Genomic DNA, 14,459 nt, shown 5'->3' with positions numbered 1-14,459 from the left:
GTCTCCTCACACGAGCGGTTCGGTGTCCCCAGGCTATCGAGGTCGACTACGCCGTGGCGGCAGCGGCGGGTCGGATCGCGCTGAGCCGCCAGTTGAGCAGGCCCGCCGCGAACGTGATGAGAGCGGCGATGATCGGCAGCACCAGCGCCGCGGACGTGCCGACGCTCTCCGCGAGCTCCCCGGCGACCGCCGCGCCGATCGACTGTCCGACCACCACGCCGGAGCCGAGCATCGTCATGACGGTGGCCGAACGGCCGAGCGGGCTGCGTGCCGCGCCGAAGCTGTATTGCGTCACGAGCGTGGGGCCGATGCCGACGCCCATGATCGCGAGTGCGACCATCATCGTCGCCGGCGAGTCGACGAACGGCAGCAGCAGGGTCCCAGCCAGCAGGATGCCGGCGAAGACCAGCCACCGCGCGCGCATCGAGAAGCGCGGGGGCAGCCAGGCGACGCCGAGCGCGAGCACGGCGGAGCCGACGCCCATGACGCCGTAGAGCAGACCGGCCTGCTCCGGCGCGTCGCGGTCGGCCATGAACGACGTGAGCGCGGTCAGCATGGTGCCGAAGAAGATGCCGACGCCGAGGATGCCCAGCACGACGATGAGGAGCTGCGGCCGGAAGAGCTCGGACACGGCAGACGGCGCTCTGCCGTCGGCGTCGCGGTGCAGGGAGACCGCGCGTGCGCTCGGATGCAGGGCGAACGCGCCGACGAAGAGCACGGTGAGTCCGGCGGCGACGACCAGAGGCGCCCACGGGGCGATGGCGGAGGCCAGGATGCCGACGAGGAAGGGACCGAACACGAACACGGTCTCGTCAGCGGCGGACTCGTATGCCATCGTCCCTGAGATCGTGCGGGAGCGGCCGACCTCCGGCATCCGATCGGTGATCATGGTGACGAGACGCGAGCGCGACAGCGGCGCGACCTGCGGTGCCGTCGCGCCGATGCCGAAGGCGCTCAGGAGCACGAACGGGTCGGCGGCGGCCCCGTAGACGACGACGGTGAACAGCACCAGCATCGCCGCGTTCGCGACCGCGAGCAGCGTGAGCACCGCGCGCTGACCGAATCGGTCGGCCGCGGCGCCCAGGAGCGGGCCGAAGCACGCGGTGCCGAGGCCGACGGCCGCGGAGGTGAGGCCGCCGAGCGACAGCGATCCGCGCGCGGAGACGACGACGGTCAGGACGCCGACCACCATCATCGCGAACGGGAGACGCGCGATGAACGCGATGAGGAAGTAGGGAAGACCGGCGATGCGGAGCAGGGTGGGCTCTGCGGAGGAGTGCGTGTGTGTCATGGCTCTCGCGCGCCCAGAGGACGCGGGGTGGGGTGCCGCCGCTGTCCGTCGGAGAGCCGACGGCCGGTAGATACACGGGTGCGACTGCGGCGGACCGCAGCCCCTCCAGGATACCGCGTCATGGAGAATCCGGCAGATCCCGCGGCGCAGTAGGGTGGTCGTCACCCGCGCACCCAGGAGGTCCCATGCCCCGTCCAGAGACGCTCGTCGCGCTGCCCCGCCGCTCCGAGCGCGCCGGATCCGCGAAGACCTCCCCTGTCCGGGATCTGCTCGCGCTCACCGAACGCCCCGAGGTCATCTCCTTCGCCGGGGGGCTGCCCGCACCGGAGCTCTTCGACCTCGACGGCATCCGCGCGTCCTTCGACGAGGCCCTCGGCGCACCGACTGTGCTGCAGTACTCGACGTCGGAGGGCAATCACGCTCTGCGCGAGATCGTCGCCGGGCAGTACACGGCCGACGGTCTCCCGACGGATGCCGGTGACCTGATCATCACGACCGGTTCCCAGCAGGGCCTCGGACTCCTCTCCACGGCTCTGCTCGACCCGGGCGACGTGATCCTCGTCGAGGAGCCCTGCTATCTCGCCGCGCTGCAGACTTTCGCCCTCGCGGGAGCACGCGTGGTCGGCGTCCCCTATCTCGGAGACGAGCTCGACCTCGACGCGCTCGACGCCCTCGCCTCGGCGCATGCCCCGAAGTTCTTCTACACGGTGCCGACGTTCCAGAACCCCACGGGGCGGACCCACGGCCTCGCCGCCAGACAGCGGATCGCGGATGCCGCGATCCGCCACGGATTCCGCATCATCGAGGACGAGCCGTACCGGCAGCTGCGGTACTCCGGAGACCCGCTCCCCTCGCTCGCGACCTTCGCACCCGATCATGTGCTGAGCCTCGGCAGCTTCTCGAAGGTCATCGCACCCGGACTGCGCATCGGCTGGGTTCGCACGACCGCTGACATCCGCCCCACCGTGACGATCGCGAAGCAGGCCGCGGATCTGCACACGTCGACCATCGATCAGGCCGCCGCGGCGCACTACCTGGCGTCGGGTCGAAGCGATGCCGCCCTCGCGCGGATCCGCGCGGCCTACGCCGATCGACGGGACGCGATGCTCGACGCTCTCGCGACAGCGCTCCCGGCGGGCAGTTCCTGGAACAGCCCAGACGGGGGCATGTTCGTGTGGGCGCGACTCCCCGAGGGAATGGACGCCACCGCAGCCCTCCCGCACGCCCTCCGTCATGACGTGGCTTTCGTCCCCGGAGCGCCGTTCTACGCCGGGCCTGCCGACGCCCGGGCGATGCGGCTGTCGTTCACGACGTATGCTCCCGATCGCATACGCGAGGGCATCGCTCGCCTCGGCATGGGTCTCGCGGGGGTAGCGTAGAGGTATGCGCTACCTGTTCAGCACGGGACTGTTCGCCGCGATCTCCGCGGGGATCTCGCTGCTCCGCGGCACTCGAGAGGCGCCGATCACCTGGCGCGCGGTGCTCGCGTGGGTGAGCTGGGGCATCACCCTGGCCCTGGCCATCGGCGCCGTGATCGACACCAGACGCGACGAGCGCGGCGACATCGTCGCCCCCGACTCGCCGCTGGCGTCGACGCAGGCGAAGCGCGCCAAGAAGGCGGAGAAGGCCGCGGCGAAGGCGCTCAAGCGCTGATCCACCGCACGGCCCCCGACCGACGGGACGAGGCCGGAACGTCCCTCACCTCGTGAGGATGAGGGCTTCTCCCTGTCCCCCGCCTCCGCACAGCCCGACCGCGGCCGTGCCGTGCCCACGCCGGGCGAGTTCATGCGCGGCGTGCACGACCAGGCGTGTGCCCGAGGCGCCGATCGGGTGACCGATCGCGATGCCCCCGCCGTGAATGTTCACGATGTCGCTGTCGAGGCCCAGCTCCTGCTGCGACCGGGCGACGACCGCTCCGAAGGCCTCGTTGATCTCCACGAGATCGAGCTCCGACGGCGTGATCCCCTGCTTCTCGCAGGCGCGCTCGATCGCGCGCGCCGGCTGTGCCTGCAGCGAGTTGTCCGGCCCTGCGGTCTGACCGCTCGCCCCGACGGTGACCAGCACGGGCCAGCCCTTGGACTCGGCGTTGGCGCGGGTGGTCACCACGACCGCCGACGCGCCGTCGGAGATCTGCGACGAGTTGCCCGCGGTGATCGAGCCGCCCTCGGCGAAGGCGGGGCGAAGACCCGCGAGGGATTCGACGGTGGTGTCGGGGCGGATGCCCTCATCCGCAGTCACCTGCACGGCAGGTCCACGGCGCTGAGGCACCTCGACGGCGACGATCTCCGCGTCGAACACACCAGCGCCCTGCGCGGCGGCAGCCCTCTGGTGAGACAGCGCGGCCACGGTGTCCTGCGCCTCTCTCGTGAGCTCGTACCTCGCGTTGTGCCGCTCGGTGGAGGCGCCCATGCTCTCCCTGTCGTAGGCATCGGTGAGTCCGTCGAACGCCATGTGATCGAGCACCTCGACGCTGCCGTAGGTCCAGCCGTCACGCGAGCCCATCAGCATGTGCGGGGCGCGGGTCATGGACTCCATCCCGGCGGCGACGACGACCTCCGCGTCACCGGTGCGGATCATCCTCGCGGCATCGATGATCGCGGTCAGCCCCGAGAGACAGACCTTGTTCACGGAGTGCGCGGGCACATCCCAGCCGATCCCGGCCCCGATCGCCGCCTGACGGGCGGCGTTCTGCCCTGACCCGGCCGCGAGGACCTGGCCGACGATGACCGCGTCCACCTCGGCCGGGTCGATCCGGGCCTGCTCCAGAGCGCCGCGAATCGCGAACGATCCGAGCTGCGGAGCCGTGAACGACGCGAGCTGACCTTTCAGGCGCCCCTGGGGCGTACGGGCGGCGGCGACGATGACGATGTCGGTCATGGGTTCACTCCTTCGTGAGGATCAAAACGGGTTCGGTGGCGGCGATGACGTCGGCGGCGGTGACTCCCGGCGCGGTCTCGACCAGGACCAGGCCCGCATCCGTCACGTCGATCACCGCCAGGTCGGTGATGATCCGGTCGACGACGCCGCGGCCGGTGAGCGGCAGAGAGCAGTCGTTCACGATCTTCGCCGAGCCGTCCTTGGCGACGTGCTCCATCAGCACGATCACGCGGGCGGCTCCGTGCACCAGGTCCATCGCGCCGCCCGGGCCCTTCACCATCTTGCCCGGGATCATCCAGTTCGCGAGATCTCCCGACGCCGACACCTGCATGGCGCCGAGGATCGCCGCATCGATCTTGCCACCGCGGATCATCCCGAAGCTCGCGGCCGAGTCGAAGAACGCCGCGCCGGGAAGCGTGGTGACCGTCTCCTTGCCCGCGTTGATCAGGTCGGGGTCGACCTCCTCCTCGCGCGGATACGGCCCCACGCCGAGGATCCCGTTCTCGGACTGCAGGACGACGATGACGCCCTCGGGGACGAAGTTGGGGACCAGCGTCGGCAGGCCGATGCCGAGGTTCACGTAGGAGCCGTCCTGCAGCTCGGCGGCGGCGCGCGCGGCCATCTGCTCTCTGCTGAGTGCCATGTCAGGCTCCTTCCGCGGCGACCGTGCGTCGCTCGATGCGCTTGGGGATGTCGGTGCCGACCTCGACGACGCGGTGCACGTACACCCCGGGGAGATGGATGCGATCGGGGTCCAGCTCGCCCGGCTCGACCAGTCGCTCGACCTGGGCGATGCACACCCGCCCCGCCATCGCGGCGAGGGGGTTGAAGTTGCGGGCGGCCTTGTTGAAGACCAGATTGCCGTGACGGTCACCCGCCGCGGCGTGCACCAGCGAGAAGTCGGTCCTGATCGCCTCTTCGAGCACGAACTCGCGGGGCGCGCCGTCGATCTCGAAGGTCCGCACGTCCTTGACCGGCGAAGCGACGGCGATCGACCCGTCCGACGCGTAGAGGCGGGGCAGTCCGCCCTCGGCGACCTGAGTGCCGACGCCCGTCTGCGTGTAGAACGCGGCGATGCCCGAACCGCCCGCGCGCAGCTTCTCGGCGAGCGTGCCCTGCGGGGTGAGCTCGAGCTCCAGCTCCCCGGAGAGGAACTGCCGTTCGAACTCCCGGTTCTCCCCGACGTACGAGGAGGTCATCTTGCGGATGCGCCGCGCCGCCAGGAGGACGCCGAGGCCCCAGTCGTCGACGCCGCAGTTGTTGCTCACGACGCTGAGCTCCTTCGTACCCTGCGCGAGCAGCGCCTCGATGAGCGCGATCGGGTTGCCGGAGAGTCCGAAGCCGCCGACCGCGATCGAGGCCCCGTCGGGGATGTCGGCGACGGCCTCGGCGGCTGTGGCCCAGTTCTTGTCGATCACGCGTGCTCCTTCGAAGACGTGTACCTCTCCAGCATCCGCCCGCCGACCACGAGGCGACAGCAGGCTCTTGCGATGTGGGCGAACTCGGCGATAGCGTCCACATTATGGAATCCTCCCGCAGCGTTCCGGGCGCGCAGGCGATCGCCCGCGCGGCCCGCCTGCTGCGCCTGGTGACAGCGGGCGGGTCCGACGGCGCGACCCTGCAGGATCTCGCCCGGAGCGCGGATCTGTCGCGCTCCACGACCCACCGGCTGCTCAGCGCACTCAAAGCCGAAGGACTCGTCGATCGCGACGGTGAGAGCACGAGATGGATGCCTGGGCCCGAGCTCTTCCTCATGGGAACCGTGGCAGCCGCGCGCTACGACGTGACCGCGCTCGCCCGAGACATCGTCCGATCCTTGGCCGTGAAGACGGAGGAGAGCGCGTTCTTCTCCGTGCGCAGGGCCGACGAGACCGTGTGCCTGCTGAGAGAGGAGGGGTCGTTCCCGATCCGCTCCTTCGTGCTCAGCGAAGGGGTCAGATTCCCGCTCGGCGTCGCGAGCGCAGGGCTGGCCATCCTGGCCTTCCTTCCTGACCACGATGTGGATGCCTATCTCGACCGGCATCCCGAGCTCGCACAGGAGTGGGGGCGGCAGCACGCTCCCGACCCGCTGCGGGCACGGCTCGCCGACACGAAGGAGCGCGGCTACGCGGTGAACCCCGGTCTCATCGTGGAGGGCAGCTGGGGGCTCGGCGCCGCGGTCTTCGACCGCAGCGGACGGCCGGAATGGGCGCTGAGCCTCACGGGGGTCGAGTTCCGCTTCGGTCCTGAGCGCCTCGCAGACCTCGGACGCACGCTGCTGGCGCACGCCCATCAGCTCTCCGCGCGCATCGCGAACGGTCGCCGCTGACATTTACATACCATCGGGTATATACTCATTGGTATGCAACGCGTGGATGTCATCCCCTCCCTCGTCCTCTCCGGGTACGCCCTGGGCAGAATCGCCGCACAGGATGCCGGAAACGACGCCCCGGCGGCGCAGTGGCGCGTGCTCAGCCTCCTCGATCAGAACGGCTCTCGCCGGGTCGGGGAGCTCGCGGCGGCGTCACGCACCACGCAGCCGGGGATGACCCGCCTCATCGGAGGCTTGGAGCGAGAAGGACTCGTGCTCCGCTCCCCCGATCCGGAGGATTCCCGAGCGATCGTCGTCGACATCACCCCTCGGGGCTCCCAGGAGCTGAGCGCCTGGCGCGAGGAGTTCCGCGACACGCTCGCCCCTCGCTTCGCCGATCTCGTCGACGAGGACTGGGCCGCCCTGACCCGCGCCGCGGAGATCCTCGCCGCGCACACCACCACCGAACCGACAGGAGCACTACGTTGAACACCGCCGCACCATCCGTGTGGAAGCAGCCCGCACAGGTCTGGGCCGTCGCCTTCGCGTGTGTCGTTGCCTTCATGGGCATCGGCCTCGTCGACCCGATCCTCCCCGCCATCGCCGAATCGCTCGAGGCGACCCCGGTGCAGACCGAGCTGCTCTTCACGAGCTACCTCGCGGTCACGGGCATCGCGATGCTGGTCACGAGCTGGATCTCGAGCCGCATCGGCGCGAAGAAGACGCTCCTGATCGGCCTCGCGCTCATCGTGGTGTTCGCGCTCCTGTGCGCCCTCAGCGGCAGTGTCGATGCTGTGATCGGCTTCCGCGCCGGCTGGGGCCTCGGCAACGCCCTCTTCATCTCGACCGCGCTCGCGACGATCGTCGGCGCCGCCTCCGGAGGCAGTGGAGCGGCGATCGTGCTGTACGAGGCCGCCCTCGGACTCGGCATCGCGATCGGCCCGCTCCTGGGCGGGCTGCTCGGAGAGCAGAGCTGGCGCGCCCCGTTCTTCGGCGTCGTCGTGCTGATGGCCATCGCCTTCGTCGCCATCCTCGCGCTGCTGCGCGGTCCGAGCGAGAAGCGCGAACCCGTGCCCTTCTCCGCCCCCTTCACGGCTCTCCGGCAGCCCGCACTCGCCGTCCTCGCCGTCGCGGCCCTCTTCTACAACATCGGCTTCTTCGTGCTCCTGGCGTTCTCGCCGTTCCCCCTCGGGTTCGGCGCCATGGGGATCGGCTTCACGTTCTTCGGGTGGGGCGTCGCACTCGCGGTCACGAGCGTCTGGGTCGCTCCGCTTCTGATGCGCCGCATGAAGCGCACGCACATCATCCTCGTTGTGCTGCCGCTGCTGGCTCTGGATCTGGTCGCGGCGGGTCTGCTGGTATCCTCCGCCACCGCCCTGGTCGTGTGCATCATCGTGGGCGGACTGCTGCTCGGCGTGATGAACACCGTGCTCACCGAGGCCGTGATGGAGGCGACCGACCTGCCGCGCTCCGTAGCGTCCTCGGCGTACTCGGCGGTGCGTTTCCTCGGTGGAGCCATGGCGCCGCCGATCGCGGCAGCACTATGGCACACGTTCAACGCGACGGTCCCGTACCTCTTCGCCGCCGTGTCCGTGCTCGTCGCGGCGCTCACGATCCTCCTCGGTCGAAAGGCTCTCGCGCACATCGACGACGAGTCTGAGGGCGGTGCCGCCGAGGACGCGGAGGCGATCCTCCTCGGGGACGCCGCGTAGCACGTCGCCTCCTGTCACACGAGCCTGCCGCGTTCGATACGGTGGGGCGATGACCGCCCTCGACCTCCCTGAACGCAGCAGGCTCGTGCTCCGTCACCTCGAGGATGCCGGTGTCGACACCGTCATCCGTGTACTCCCCGACTCCGCTCGCACGGCCGCAGAAGCCGCGGCGGCGATCGGATGCGACGTCGCCGCGATCGCGAACAGCCTCGTGCTCCTCGCCGACGGTGCGCCGATCCTCGTCATGACGAGCGGTGGTCATCGCGTCGACCCGACAACCCTCGCTCGGCACGTCGGAGCGCAGGAGGTCGTGATGGCTCCCGCCTCTGTCGTCCGGGAGTCCACCGGGCAGGCCATCGGCGGCGTCGCTCCTGTCGGACATCCCGCGCCCCTGCGCACTTACATCGACGCCGACCTGGAGGATCACGGCGAGATCTGGGCGGCCGCCGGCCACCCGCACACTGTGATGCCCCTCACCTTCGACACGCTGAAGGCTCTCACCGGTGGAAAGGTGATCTCCGTCGTCTGAGCGGAACGGCGCTGCGGTCGGAACCACCGCCACCGGCATCCCGTGACGAGGTGCACGACGGCCCGTTCCCCGCTCGATCTCGGCGATGGGGAACGGGCCGCGCACCTCAACGACGTCGACGGCGCAGAGTCGCACCCGTCGTCATCGCAAGACCGAGCAGCAGGGCCGCAGCGCCTGCCAGGAGAAGCGGAGTCGGCACGTCCGAACCCGTCGATGCGAGCGAGCCGGTCAGCGGCAGCTCCTTCGGCGGCGTGGGCTTCTCCGGCGTCGCCGGGGTGGGCGGAGTCACCGGCGGCGTTGCGGTCGCCGTGTTGGTCAGGGTGATCGACGCCACAGCGCCCTCCCCGATGGTGAGCTGCGCCTTCCCACCGTCGAGTACGCGCACTCCGGTGCCGCCGAACACGGGCGTGTTCCACACGACACCGTCCACGACAGGAGGAGCCGCCTCCTCGAGCGTCACGACCGTACCGAGGGGAAGCGCGATGCTCTGCACCGGGGTGCCCGGAACGAGCGTGATCGTCTTCGTCACGACGGGGTCGCCGTACGAGTACGTCACCGTGTACGCCGCATCTGCGGGCACCTTTCCGGCGCCGTCTCCGGCCACTGCCTTGACGAGCGTGAAGGCGCCGGTCTCCTTGCCCGTTCCGGCGCCGCCACCCGCGGTCGTCCACACCTGGTTGTCGTGCACGGTGATGCCGTTGACCGTGGCGGTGTTCGCGTAGGTCGCGCCCTCCACCGGGTTGGTCGGCTCCGTCGTGTACTTGACCATGTAGTACTTGGTCGCATCGATGGGACCCGGGATCTCGAGATGGAACGCCGTACCCGTGGCGTTCCACTCCCCCGTCCATCCCGGCACCGTGAAGGGCTTGGTGTTCGTCTCGTCCGTGCCCCACACCGTGAGCACGCCGTCGACGTTGTGGTGCTCCGCGGTACCAGCACCCGCCGGGGTGAGCTCGTCGTCGACGGTGATCTTGCCGGCGTCAGCGAAGGCGGAACCGGGAATCGCGACCACCCACGCGATCTTCCCGTCATCGGTCAGCGACGACCACTTCGCCGGAGTCCCCGGCAGCGGCTTGCCCGGGATGATGCCGCCTCCGGGAATGTCGACGGGTGTGATCTTGCCGTCGACCACGAAGTCGACCGTGGTGTCGGTCGTGGCCTTGTCGGTCTTCGCGACGAACCAGAGCGTTCCCTCGATGCCGGTGCGCCCGGTGACGTAGTCGGTCAGCGTGCAGGTCACGACGGGCGCCGCGTCGGATGACACGGTGCAGTTCGCGACGGTCTGACTCGGATCATCCTTCGACGGAATGGAGAACGTGCCGTTGAAGCCGGCGAACTCCTCCGGAAGCGTGAACCCGAACGTCTGTCCTGCGGCGGCGCCGTCGGGCACCGACCAGGCCGCGTCGATCCTGATCTGCTCGCCGACGTTGACCCCGCCGGTGCCGTCGACCGTGGTCACCGTGATCGACCCAGGGTCGATCGCCCCCGGATAGTCGTACTCCGCGGCAGACGCGGGCGCGATTCCGAGCCCGATCGTCGCCCCGAGAGCGATGAGAGCGCCGATCGCGGCGCGCACGCCGAAGCGCTTTCTGTTGCTGAGCATGGTGTTGTCCTCCAGTCACCGTTGCTCCCTCGCGTCCCCACGCGAAGGTCCCCATATGTAAGTAGACCGCAGAAGGCGCGATCCGTTACGCGGAATACCAGCATCTGGTGCAGATCAGGCATTTCTGCCGGTGAAGCCCGCCGGACGGCCCTTCACGGACGCGCGCTGAAACCGCCGCGGAGGGTCCTGGACGGACCGCGGCTAGCGCCCTTCGGAGACGAGCACCGCAGCGCGTCGCGTGGAGACCCCGAACTTCCGGTAGATCGCGCGGATGTGGGACTTCACCGTGGGGTAGGCGACTCCGAGGCGCGCGGCGATCTCCTCGGCGGTCATCGTGGTGCGCAGGAACGCCAGCACCTCCCGCTCGCGGTCCGTGAGGATCCCGGCGAGCGCTGCCGCGTGCGCTCCACGCCTCTCGAACACGGCGAGCAGGAAAGACTGCTCGCTCGATCCCCAATGGGCATGGGCGCTGAGAAGGTCGGCGATCACCGGGTCGTCCGCGAGGAACGGCGCGAAGACGTTCTCGGACGCGGCGGTCTCCAGTGCTCTCTCGAGCTGCTCGTGGGCATGGGAGCCGCGACCGGCGACGGAGTGCAGTGCGGCGGAGGTCACCAGCGTGCTCACCCTCGCGTACCGGGGCATCCCCGCGGCAGCGGCGAGCCGGAAGGCCTGGCTCGACATCACCGGCTCACCCATCACCCGATACAACTCGGCGAGAAGAGCGTGGGCGACGGCGGCGCCGGTCCGCGTGAGCACGGGCGCCGAGAGAGCGCGGGCGCGTTCGTCCTGCCCCTCTGCGTGCGCGAGCCAGGCCGAGACCACGCGACGGAGGGTGTCCCAGGGGATGCCGTGCTTGTCGGCCTTGCTGATCCCCCTGAGAAGGCCCGTCGCCGTGTGGTAGCGGTCCTCGCGCTTCGTCGCCACGAGGCTCATCACGTAGTACAGGCGCGCCAGCGCCTCGAAGTTGTTGCCGGGGCTCTCCTCGACGATGACCGACTCGAAGAGCGCGATCGCCCGTTCGAAGTCGCCCCGCCAGTAGGCGATGCATCCGCGATTCGTTTCGGGGAGACCCCCTTCGAAGCGATCCCAGTCAGACGGGTGCTCCGACGGCGGGAGCGCATCGAGCACCCTCTCGGCATCCGAGAACAGCCCGGCCTGAGTCAGTGCGAACGCCAGGTTGGACTGGGCGAGCCGATGGGTCTCCGGCCGGTTCCGCAGACGAGCCTCGTCGGCGGCGGAGCGCAGGAGCGCGATGGCCCTGGCGAAATCCCTGCGGAGCCTGACCTCGGTCCACCCGAGCAGGAACAGCGCCGACGGATAGTCGTCGTCCGCACCGCATTCGGCGAGCGCGACGTGGGCGCGATCGGCGACGGCGGCCTTGGCTGAGGCGTCCGGAGCGAGCAGGAGGTCGGTGAAGCACGCGACGAAGTCGTCCTGAGCGACGCGCAGGCCCTGACCGCGCAGGTACTCCGCCCCGTACGAGTCGCCGGCGAGGTCGCGGCAGCAGGCTCTGATGAGGAGGATGTGCGGGTCGTGCGGGTCCTGGTGATCCACGCAGAGCTGCTCGAGCTCTGCGGCGTGGGACTCGATGATCAACCGCAGCCAGTTCTTGCGCAGGATGCTCCGGGCAGCCTCGGGGTCCGCGAGCGCCAGTTCCTCGCGAATCGCCTCGATCATGCATCCACGATAGCGGCGTCCGGAATATCGGAGCGGGCCGGCGTCTCATCCGCTGAGGATGAGACGCCGGCCGCAGCCGCCATCCGCACGCCAGGCTGGCAGCGATGAACCGTCTGCTCCCCGGCCTGAGTCGCCGGAACCTCGGCCGAGAGCTGCTCGCCGGAGTCACCCTGATCGCGATCTCCATCCCGATCAACATCGGCTACGCGCAGATCGCCGGTCTGCCCCCGGTCGCTGGCCTGTACGCGCTCGTGCTTCCGACGATCGTGTGGGCGATCGTCACCTCGTCGCGTCAGCTCGTGGCCTCGCCCGATGCCTCGGCGGCGGCGCTGGTCGCATCCTCCATCGGCGGACTCGCGGCGGCCGGGTCACAGGGCTATGCGACGATGGCGCTCGCGCAGGCGATCATCTGCGGTGTGCTCTTCCTCGCGATGTCCGCGTTCAAGCTGGGCTTTCTCGCGAACTTCCTCTCCACGCCCATCCTCGTCGGATTCATCGCGGGCCTCGCCCTCGACGTGCTCGTCTCCCAGGTCGCGAAGATGCTCGGCATCCACATCGACTCCGGCGCCGAGTTCTCGGAGAAGTGCGTGGCACTCGTCACCGGTCTCCTCGGCGCGAACGTCTGGTCGATCCTGATCTCGGCAACCGCTGTCGTCGTGCTCCTCCTGGGGCGAAAGACCCTCCCTATCGTCCCCTGGGCGCTGGTCGTGCTCGTGGTCGCGACGGCGGTCGTCGCTCTCACGCACGCCGGTGATGCGGGTGTCGCGGTCCTCGGCGCCGTGCCCTCAGGGCCGCCGGTGATCACCTGGCCGGTGCTCGACTGGCATCAGTGGATCGCTCTCGTTCCTTCGGCCCTCGCCCTCACGGCCGTGGCGACGACGGAGGGGCTGCTCGTCTCCCGCTCCTACGGGGAGCAGCACCGCTATCCGACACGACCGAACCGCGACCTCCTGGCGTTCGGGGTGGCGAACATCGCCGCGGGCGCGAGCGGCTCCTTCTCCGTCGGCGCATCCACGAGCCGGACGGCGGCGATGGATCAGGCCGGATCGCGGACCCAGCTCCCCTCTCTCGTCCTGGCCGCCGGCACCGTCCTCCTGCTCCTCTTCGGCACGGCTCTGCTCGCGGAGATCCCCTCGCCCGCGATCGGGGCGATCGTCGGCGTCGCCGTGGTCCCGCTGCTCGGCGTCTCGGAGTTCCGCGGGCTCTGGCGTCTGTCGCGCTTCGAGTTCTGGATCGCGGCCGTGTGCCTCCTGGTCACCGTGCTGGTGGGTGCCATCGCCGGGATCGTGGTCGCCTTCGTGCTGGCCCTGGTGAACCTCGTCCGTCGCGCCGCGAACCCCGCGATCGATGTGCTCGCCGAGAACGACGACCCCGGTGCGTCCCTGCTCGACGAGGCGCCGACCGGTGTTCTCACCGCAGACGGGGTGATCGTCGTGCGGATGTCCGCTCCCCTGTTCTTCGCCAACGGCACGGTCTTCGCACAGGCGGTCGAGAGAGCCGTCGAGGCCGCGGGCTCCGAGCAGGTGCACAGCCTCGTCGTGGACATGGAGGGCATCACCGATGTCGACGTGACGGCGGCGCACGCCTTCGACGGGCTCCGCACGTGGTTGCGGGACAGGGAGATCGTTCTCGCGTTCAGTCGCACCCGCGTCGGCGCACGTCCTCGCCTCAGCCGCTTCGGGATCATCGGCGACGACGACCCCGTCTACTCGACGAACCGTGCGGCGGTGAGCGCGCTGACCGGCGTCGACCATGGCCCCACCACCACGGAAAGGTCCTGACCATGCTCGCCACCGTCATCGGGGAGATACTGCCCCTCACTCTCGCCATCGCCATCAGTCCGCTCACGATCGTCGCCGTCATCCTCATGCTGCTCTCGCCGAATGCTCGACGCGCGGGGATCGGCTTCCTCCTGGGGTGGGGCATCGGCATCGTGGTGCCCGTGACCGTCTTCGTGCTGGTGGCGGGCGCGCTGCCCCCGAAGACCGGTTCCGATGGACCGGACCCGATACGGGCGATCATCCAGTTCGTGCTCGCGGCGCTCCTGCTCCTCCTCGCCGTCGTGCAGTGGCGCAGGCGGCCGGAGCCCGGCGCAGAGCCCGCGCTGCCGACGTGGATGTCGGCGATCGATTCCTTCACCTTCGCGCGCGCCCTGGGGCTCGGCCTGCTGCTCTCGATCCCCCGTCCGAAGAACCTGCTGATCGCCGCCAGCGCGGGAATGCTCATCGGCGGCGCCGGCCTCTCCTCGGCATCCGCCGCGATCGCGACCGCGGTATTCGTGCTCTGCGCGGTCTCCACGGTGCTCATCCCGGTCGTCGCCTACCTCCTGGCCGCGGAGCGCCTCCGCGCGCCCATGGAGGCGCTCCGCGAGTGGCTCGCGCGGGAGAACGCGGTGATCACGACCGTTCTGCTCGTCGTCATCGGCGTGCTCATGATCGGCAAGGGCCTCGGCTCGCTCTGACTCATCCATCCGTCGGGCC

Annotated in this window: 14 protein-coding genes; 8 read left to right on the top strand and 6 right to left on the bottom strand. The window is 69.8% G+C overall.

From position 1 onward, the window contains the following. Positions 1 to 46: 46 nt before the first annotated feature. Positions 47 to 1,291 carry an MFS transporter gene (locus CQ047_RS05430; protein WP_105673271.1) on the bottom strand — a complete coding sequence of 415 codons (1,245 nt, stop codon included), beginning with the start codon at positions 1,289 to 1,291 and terminating at the stop codon, positions 47 to 49. Between the two features lie 185 nt (positions 1,292 to 1,476). Here CQ047_RS05430 and CQ047_RS05425 point away from each other — a divergent pair, with 185 nt between their 5' ends. Together CQ047_RS05425 and CQ047_RS05420 are read left to right on the top strand one after the other, a co-directional pair. After that, complete coding sequence (locus CQ047_RS05425; protein WP_105673270.1) at positions 1,477 to 2,670, top strand: PLP-dependent aminotransferase family protein; 1,194 nt, start codon at positions 1,477 to 1,479, stop codon at positions 2,668 to 2,670. A gap of 4 nt (positions 2,671 to 2,674) precedes the next feature. Beyond that, the gene (locus CQ047_RS05420) at positions 2,675 to 2,944 is read left to right on the top strand and encodes a hypothetical protein (protein WP_105673269.1); all 270 of its coding nucleotides are present in this window, start codon (positions 2,675 to 2,677) and stop codon (positions 2,942 to 2,944) included. Between the two features lie 45 nt (positions 2,945 to 2,989). Here the strand turns inward: CQ047_RS05420 and CQ047_RS05415 are convergent, their stop codons facing one another. Genes CQ047_RS05415 through CQ047_RS05405 form a run of 3 tightly spaced genes read right to left on the bottom strand, consistent with a single transcriptional unit; the run spans position 2,990 to position 5,586 of the window. Continuing rightward, positions 2,990 to 4,168: an acetyl-CoA C-acetyltransferase gene (locus tag CQ047_RS05415; protein WP_105673268.1), complete on the bottom strand. Its 1,179-nt coding sequence runs from the start codon at positions 4,166 to 4,168 to the stop codon at positions 2,990 to 2,992. Between the two features lie 4 nt (positions 4,169 to 4,172). Further along, a complete protein-coding gene (locus CQ047_RS05410; protein ID WP_181155839.1) occupies positions 4,173 to 4,811 on the bottom strand; it encodes a 3-oxoacid CoA-transferase subunit B in 639 nt (212 codons plus the stop codon). 1 nt (position 4,812) lies between these two features. Beyond that, complete coding sequence (locus CQ047_RS05405; protein WP_105673267.1) at positions 4,813 to 5,586, bottom strand: CoA transferase subunit A; 774 nt, start codon at positions 5,584 to 5,586, stop codon at positions 4,813 to 4,815. 104 nt (positions 5,587 to 5,690) lie between these two features. Between CQ047_RS05405 and CQ047_RS05400 the strand changes: the two genes are divergently transcribed. From CQ047_RS05400 to CQ047_RS05385, 4 genes are read left to right on the top strand one after another with little or no spacing between them, the layout of a single operon-like run. After that, positions 5,691 to 6,476, top strand: coding sequence for an IclR family transcriptional regulator (locus tag CQ047_RS05400; protein ID WP_105673266.1), 786 nt, complete (start codon positions 5,691 to 5,693; stop codon positions 6,474 to 6,476). Between the two features lie 33 nt (positions 6,477 to 6,509). Continuing rightward, complete coding sequence (locus CQ047_RS05395) at positions 6,510 to 6,947, top strand: MarR family winged helix-turn-helix transcriptional regulator (RefSeq protein WP_105673265.1); 438 nt, start codon at positions 6,510 to 6,512, stop codon at positions 6,945 to 6,947. Beyond that, positions 6,944 to 8,170 (top strand): MFS transporter, encoded by a 1,227-nt coding sequence (locus tag CQ047_RS05390; protein ID WP_105673264.1) that lies wholly within the window; start codon positions 6,944 to 6,946, stop codon positions 8,168 to 8,170. Before CQ047_RS05395 ends, CQ047_RS05390 begins: the two co-directional genes overlap by 4 nt. Before the next feature lie 49 nt (positions 8,171 to 8,219). Further along, positions 8,220 to 8,699: a YbaK/EbsC family protein gene (locus tag CQ047_RS05385; RefSeq protein WP_105673263.1), complete on the top strand. Its 480-nt coding sequence runs from the start codon at positions 8,220 to 8,222 to the stop codon at positions 8,697 to 8,699. Between the two features lie 106 nt (positions 8,700 to 8,805). Here the strand turns inward: CQ047_RS05385 and CQ047_RS05380 are convergent, their stop codons facing one another. Beyond that, positions 8,806 to 10,302 (bottom strand): Ig-like domain-containing protein, encoded by a 1,497-nt coding sequence (locus tag CQ047_RS05380; protein ID WP_105673262.1) that lies wholly within the window; start codon positions 10,300 to 10,302, stop codon positions 8,806 to 8,808. Positions 10,303 to 10,503: 201 nt separating this feature from the next. Beyond that, entirely contained in the window at positions 10,504 to 11,979 is a 1,476-nt protein-coding gene (locus tag CQ047_RS05375) for a LuxR family transcriptional regulator (RefSeq protein WP_105673261.1), read from the bottom strand. Between the two features lie 104 nt (positions 11,980 to 12,083). Between CQ047_RS05375 and CQ047_RS05370 the strand changes: the two genes are divergently transcribed. Together CQ047_RS05370 and CQ047_RS05365 are read left to right on the top strand one after the other, a co-directional pair. Next, positions 12,084 to 13,760, top strand: a complete 1,677-nt coding sequence (locus CQ047_RS05370; protein ID WP_105673260.1) for a SulP family inorganic anion transporter — start codon at positions 12,084 to 12,086, stop codon at positions 13,758 to 13,760. 2 nt (positions 13,761 to 13,762) lie between these two features. Further along, positions 13,763 to 14,440: a GAP family protein gene (locus CQ047_RS05365; protein WP_105673259.1), complete on the top strand. Its 678-nt coding sequence runs from the start codon at positions 13,763 to 13,765 to the stop codon at positions 14,438 to 14,440. Positions 14,441 to 14,459: the final 19 nt, after the last annotated feature.

Origin of the sequence: Microbacterium sp. MYb72 (assembly GCF_002979415.1) — a bacterium.
GTDB lineage: Bacteria > Actinomycetota > Actinomycetes > Actinomycetales > Microbacteriaceae > Microbacterium > Microbacterium natoriense.
Note: the sequence above shows the minus strand (reverse complement) of the source record. Positions and strands in the feature narration are given on the sequence as shown.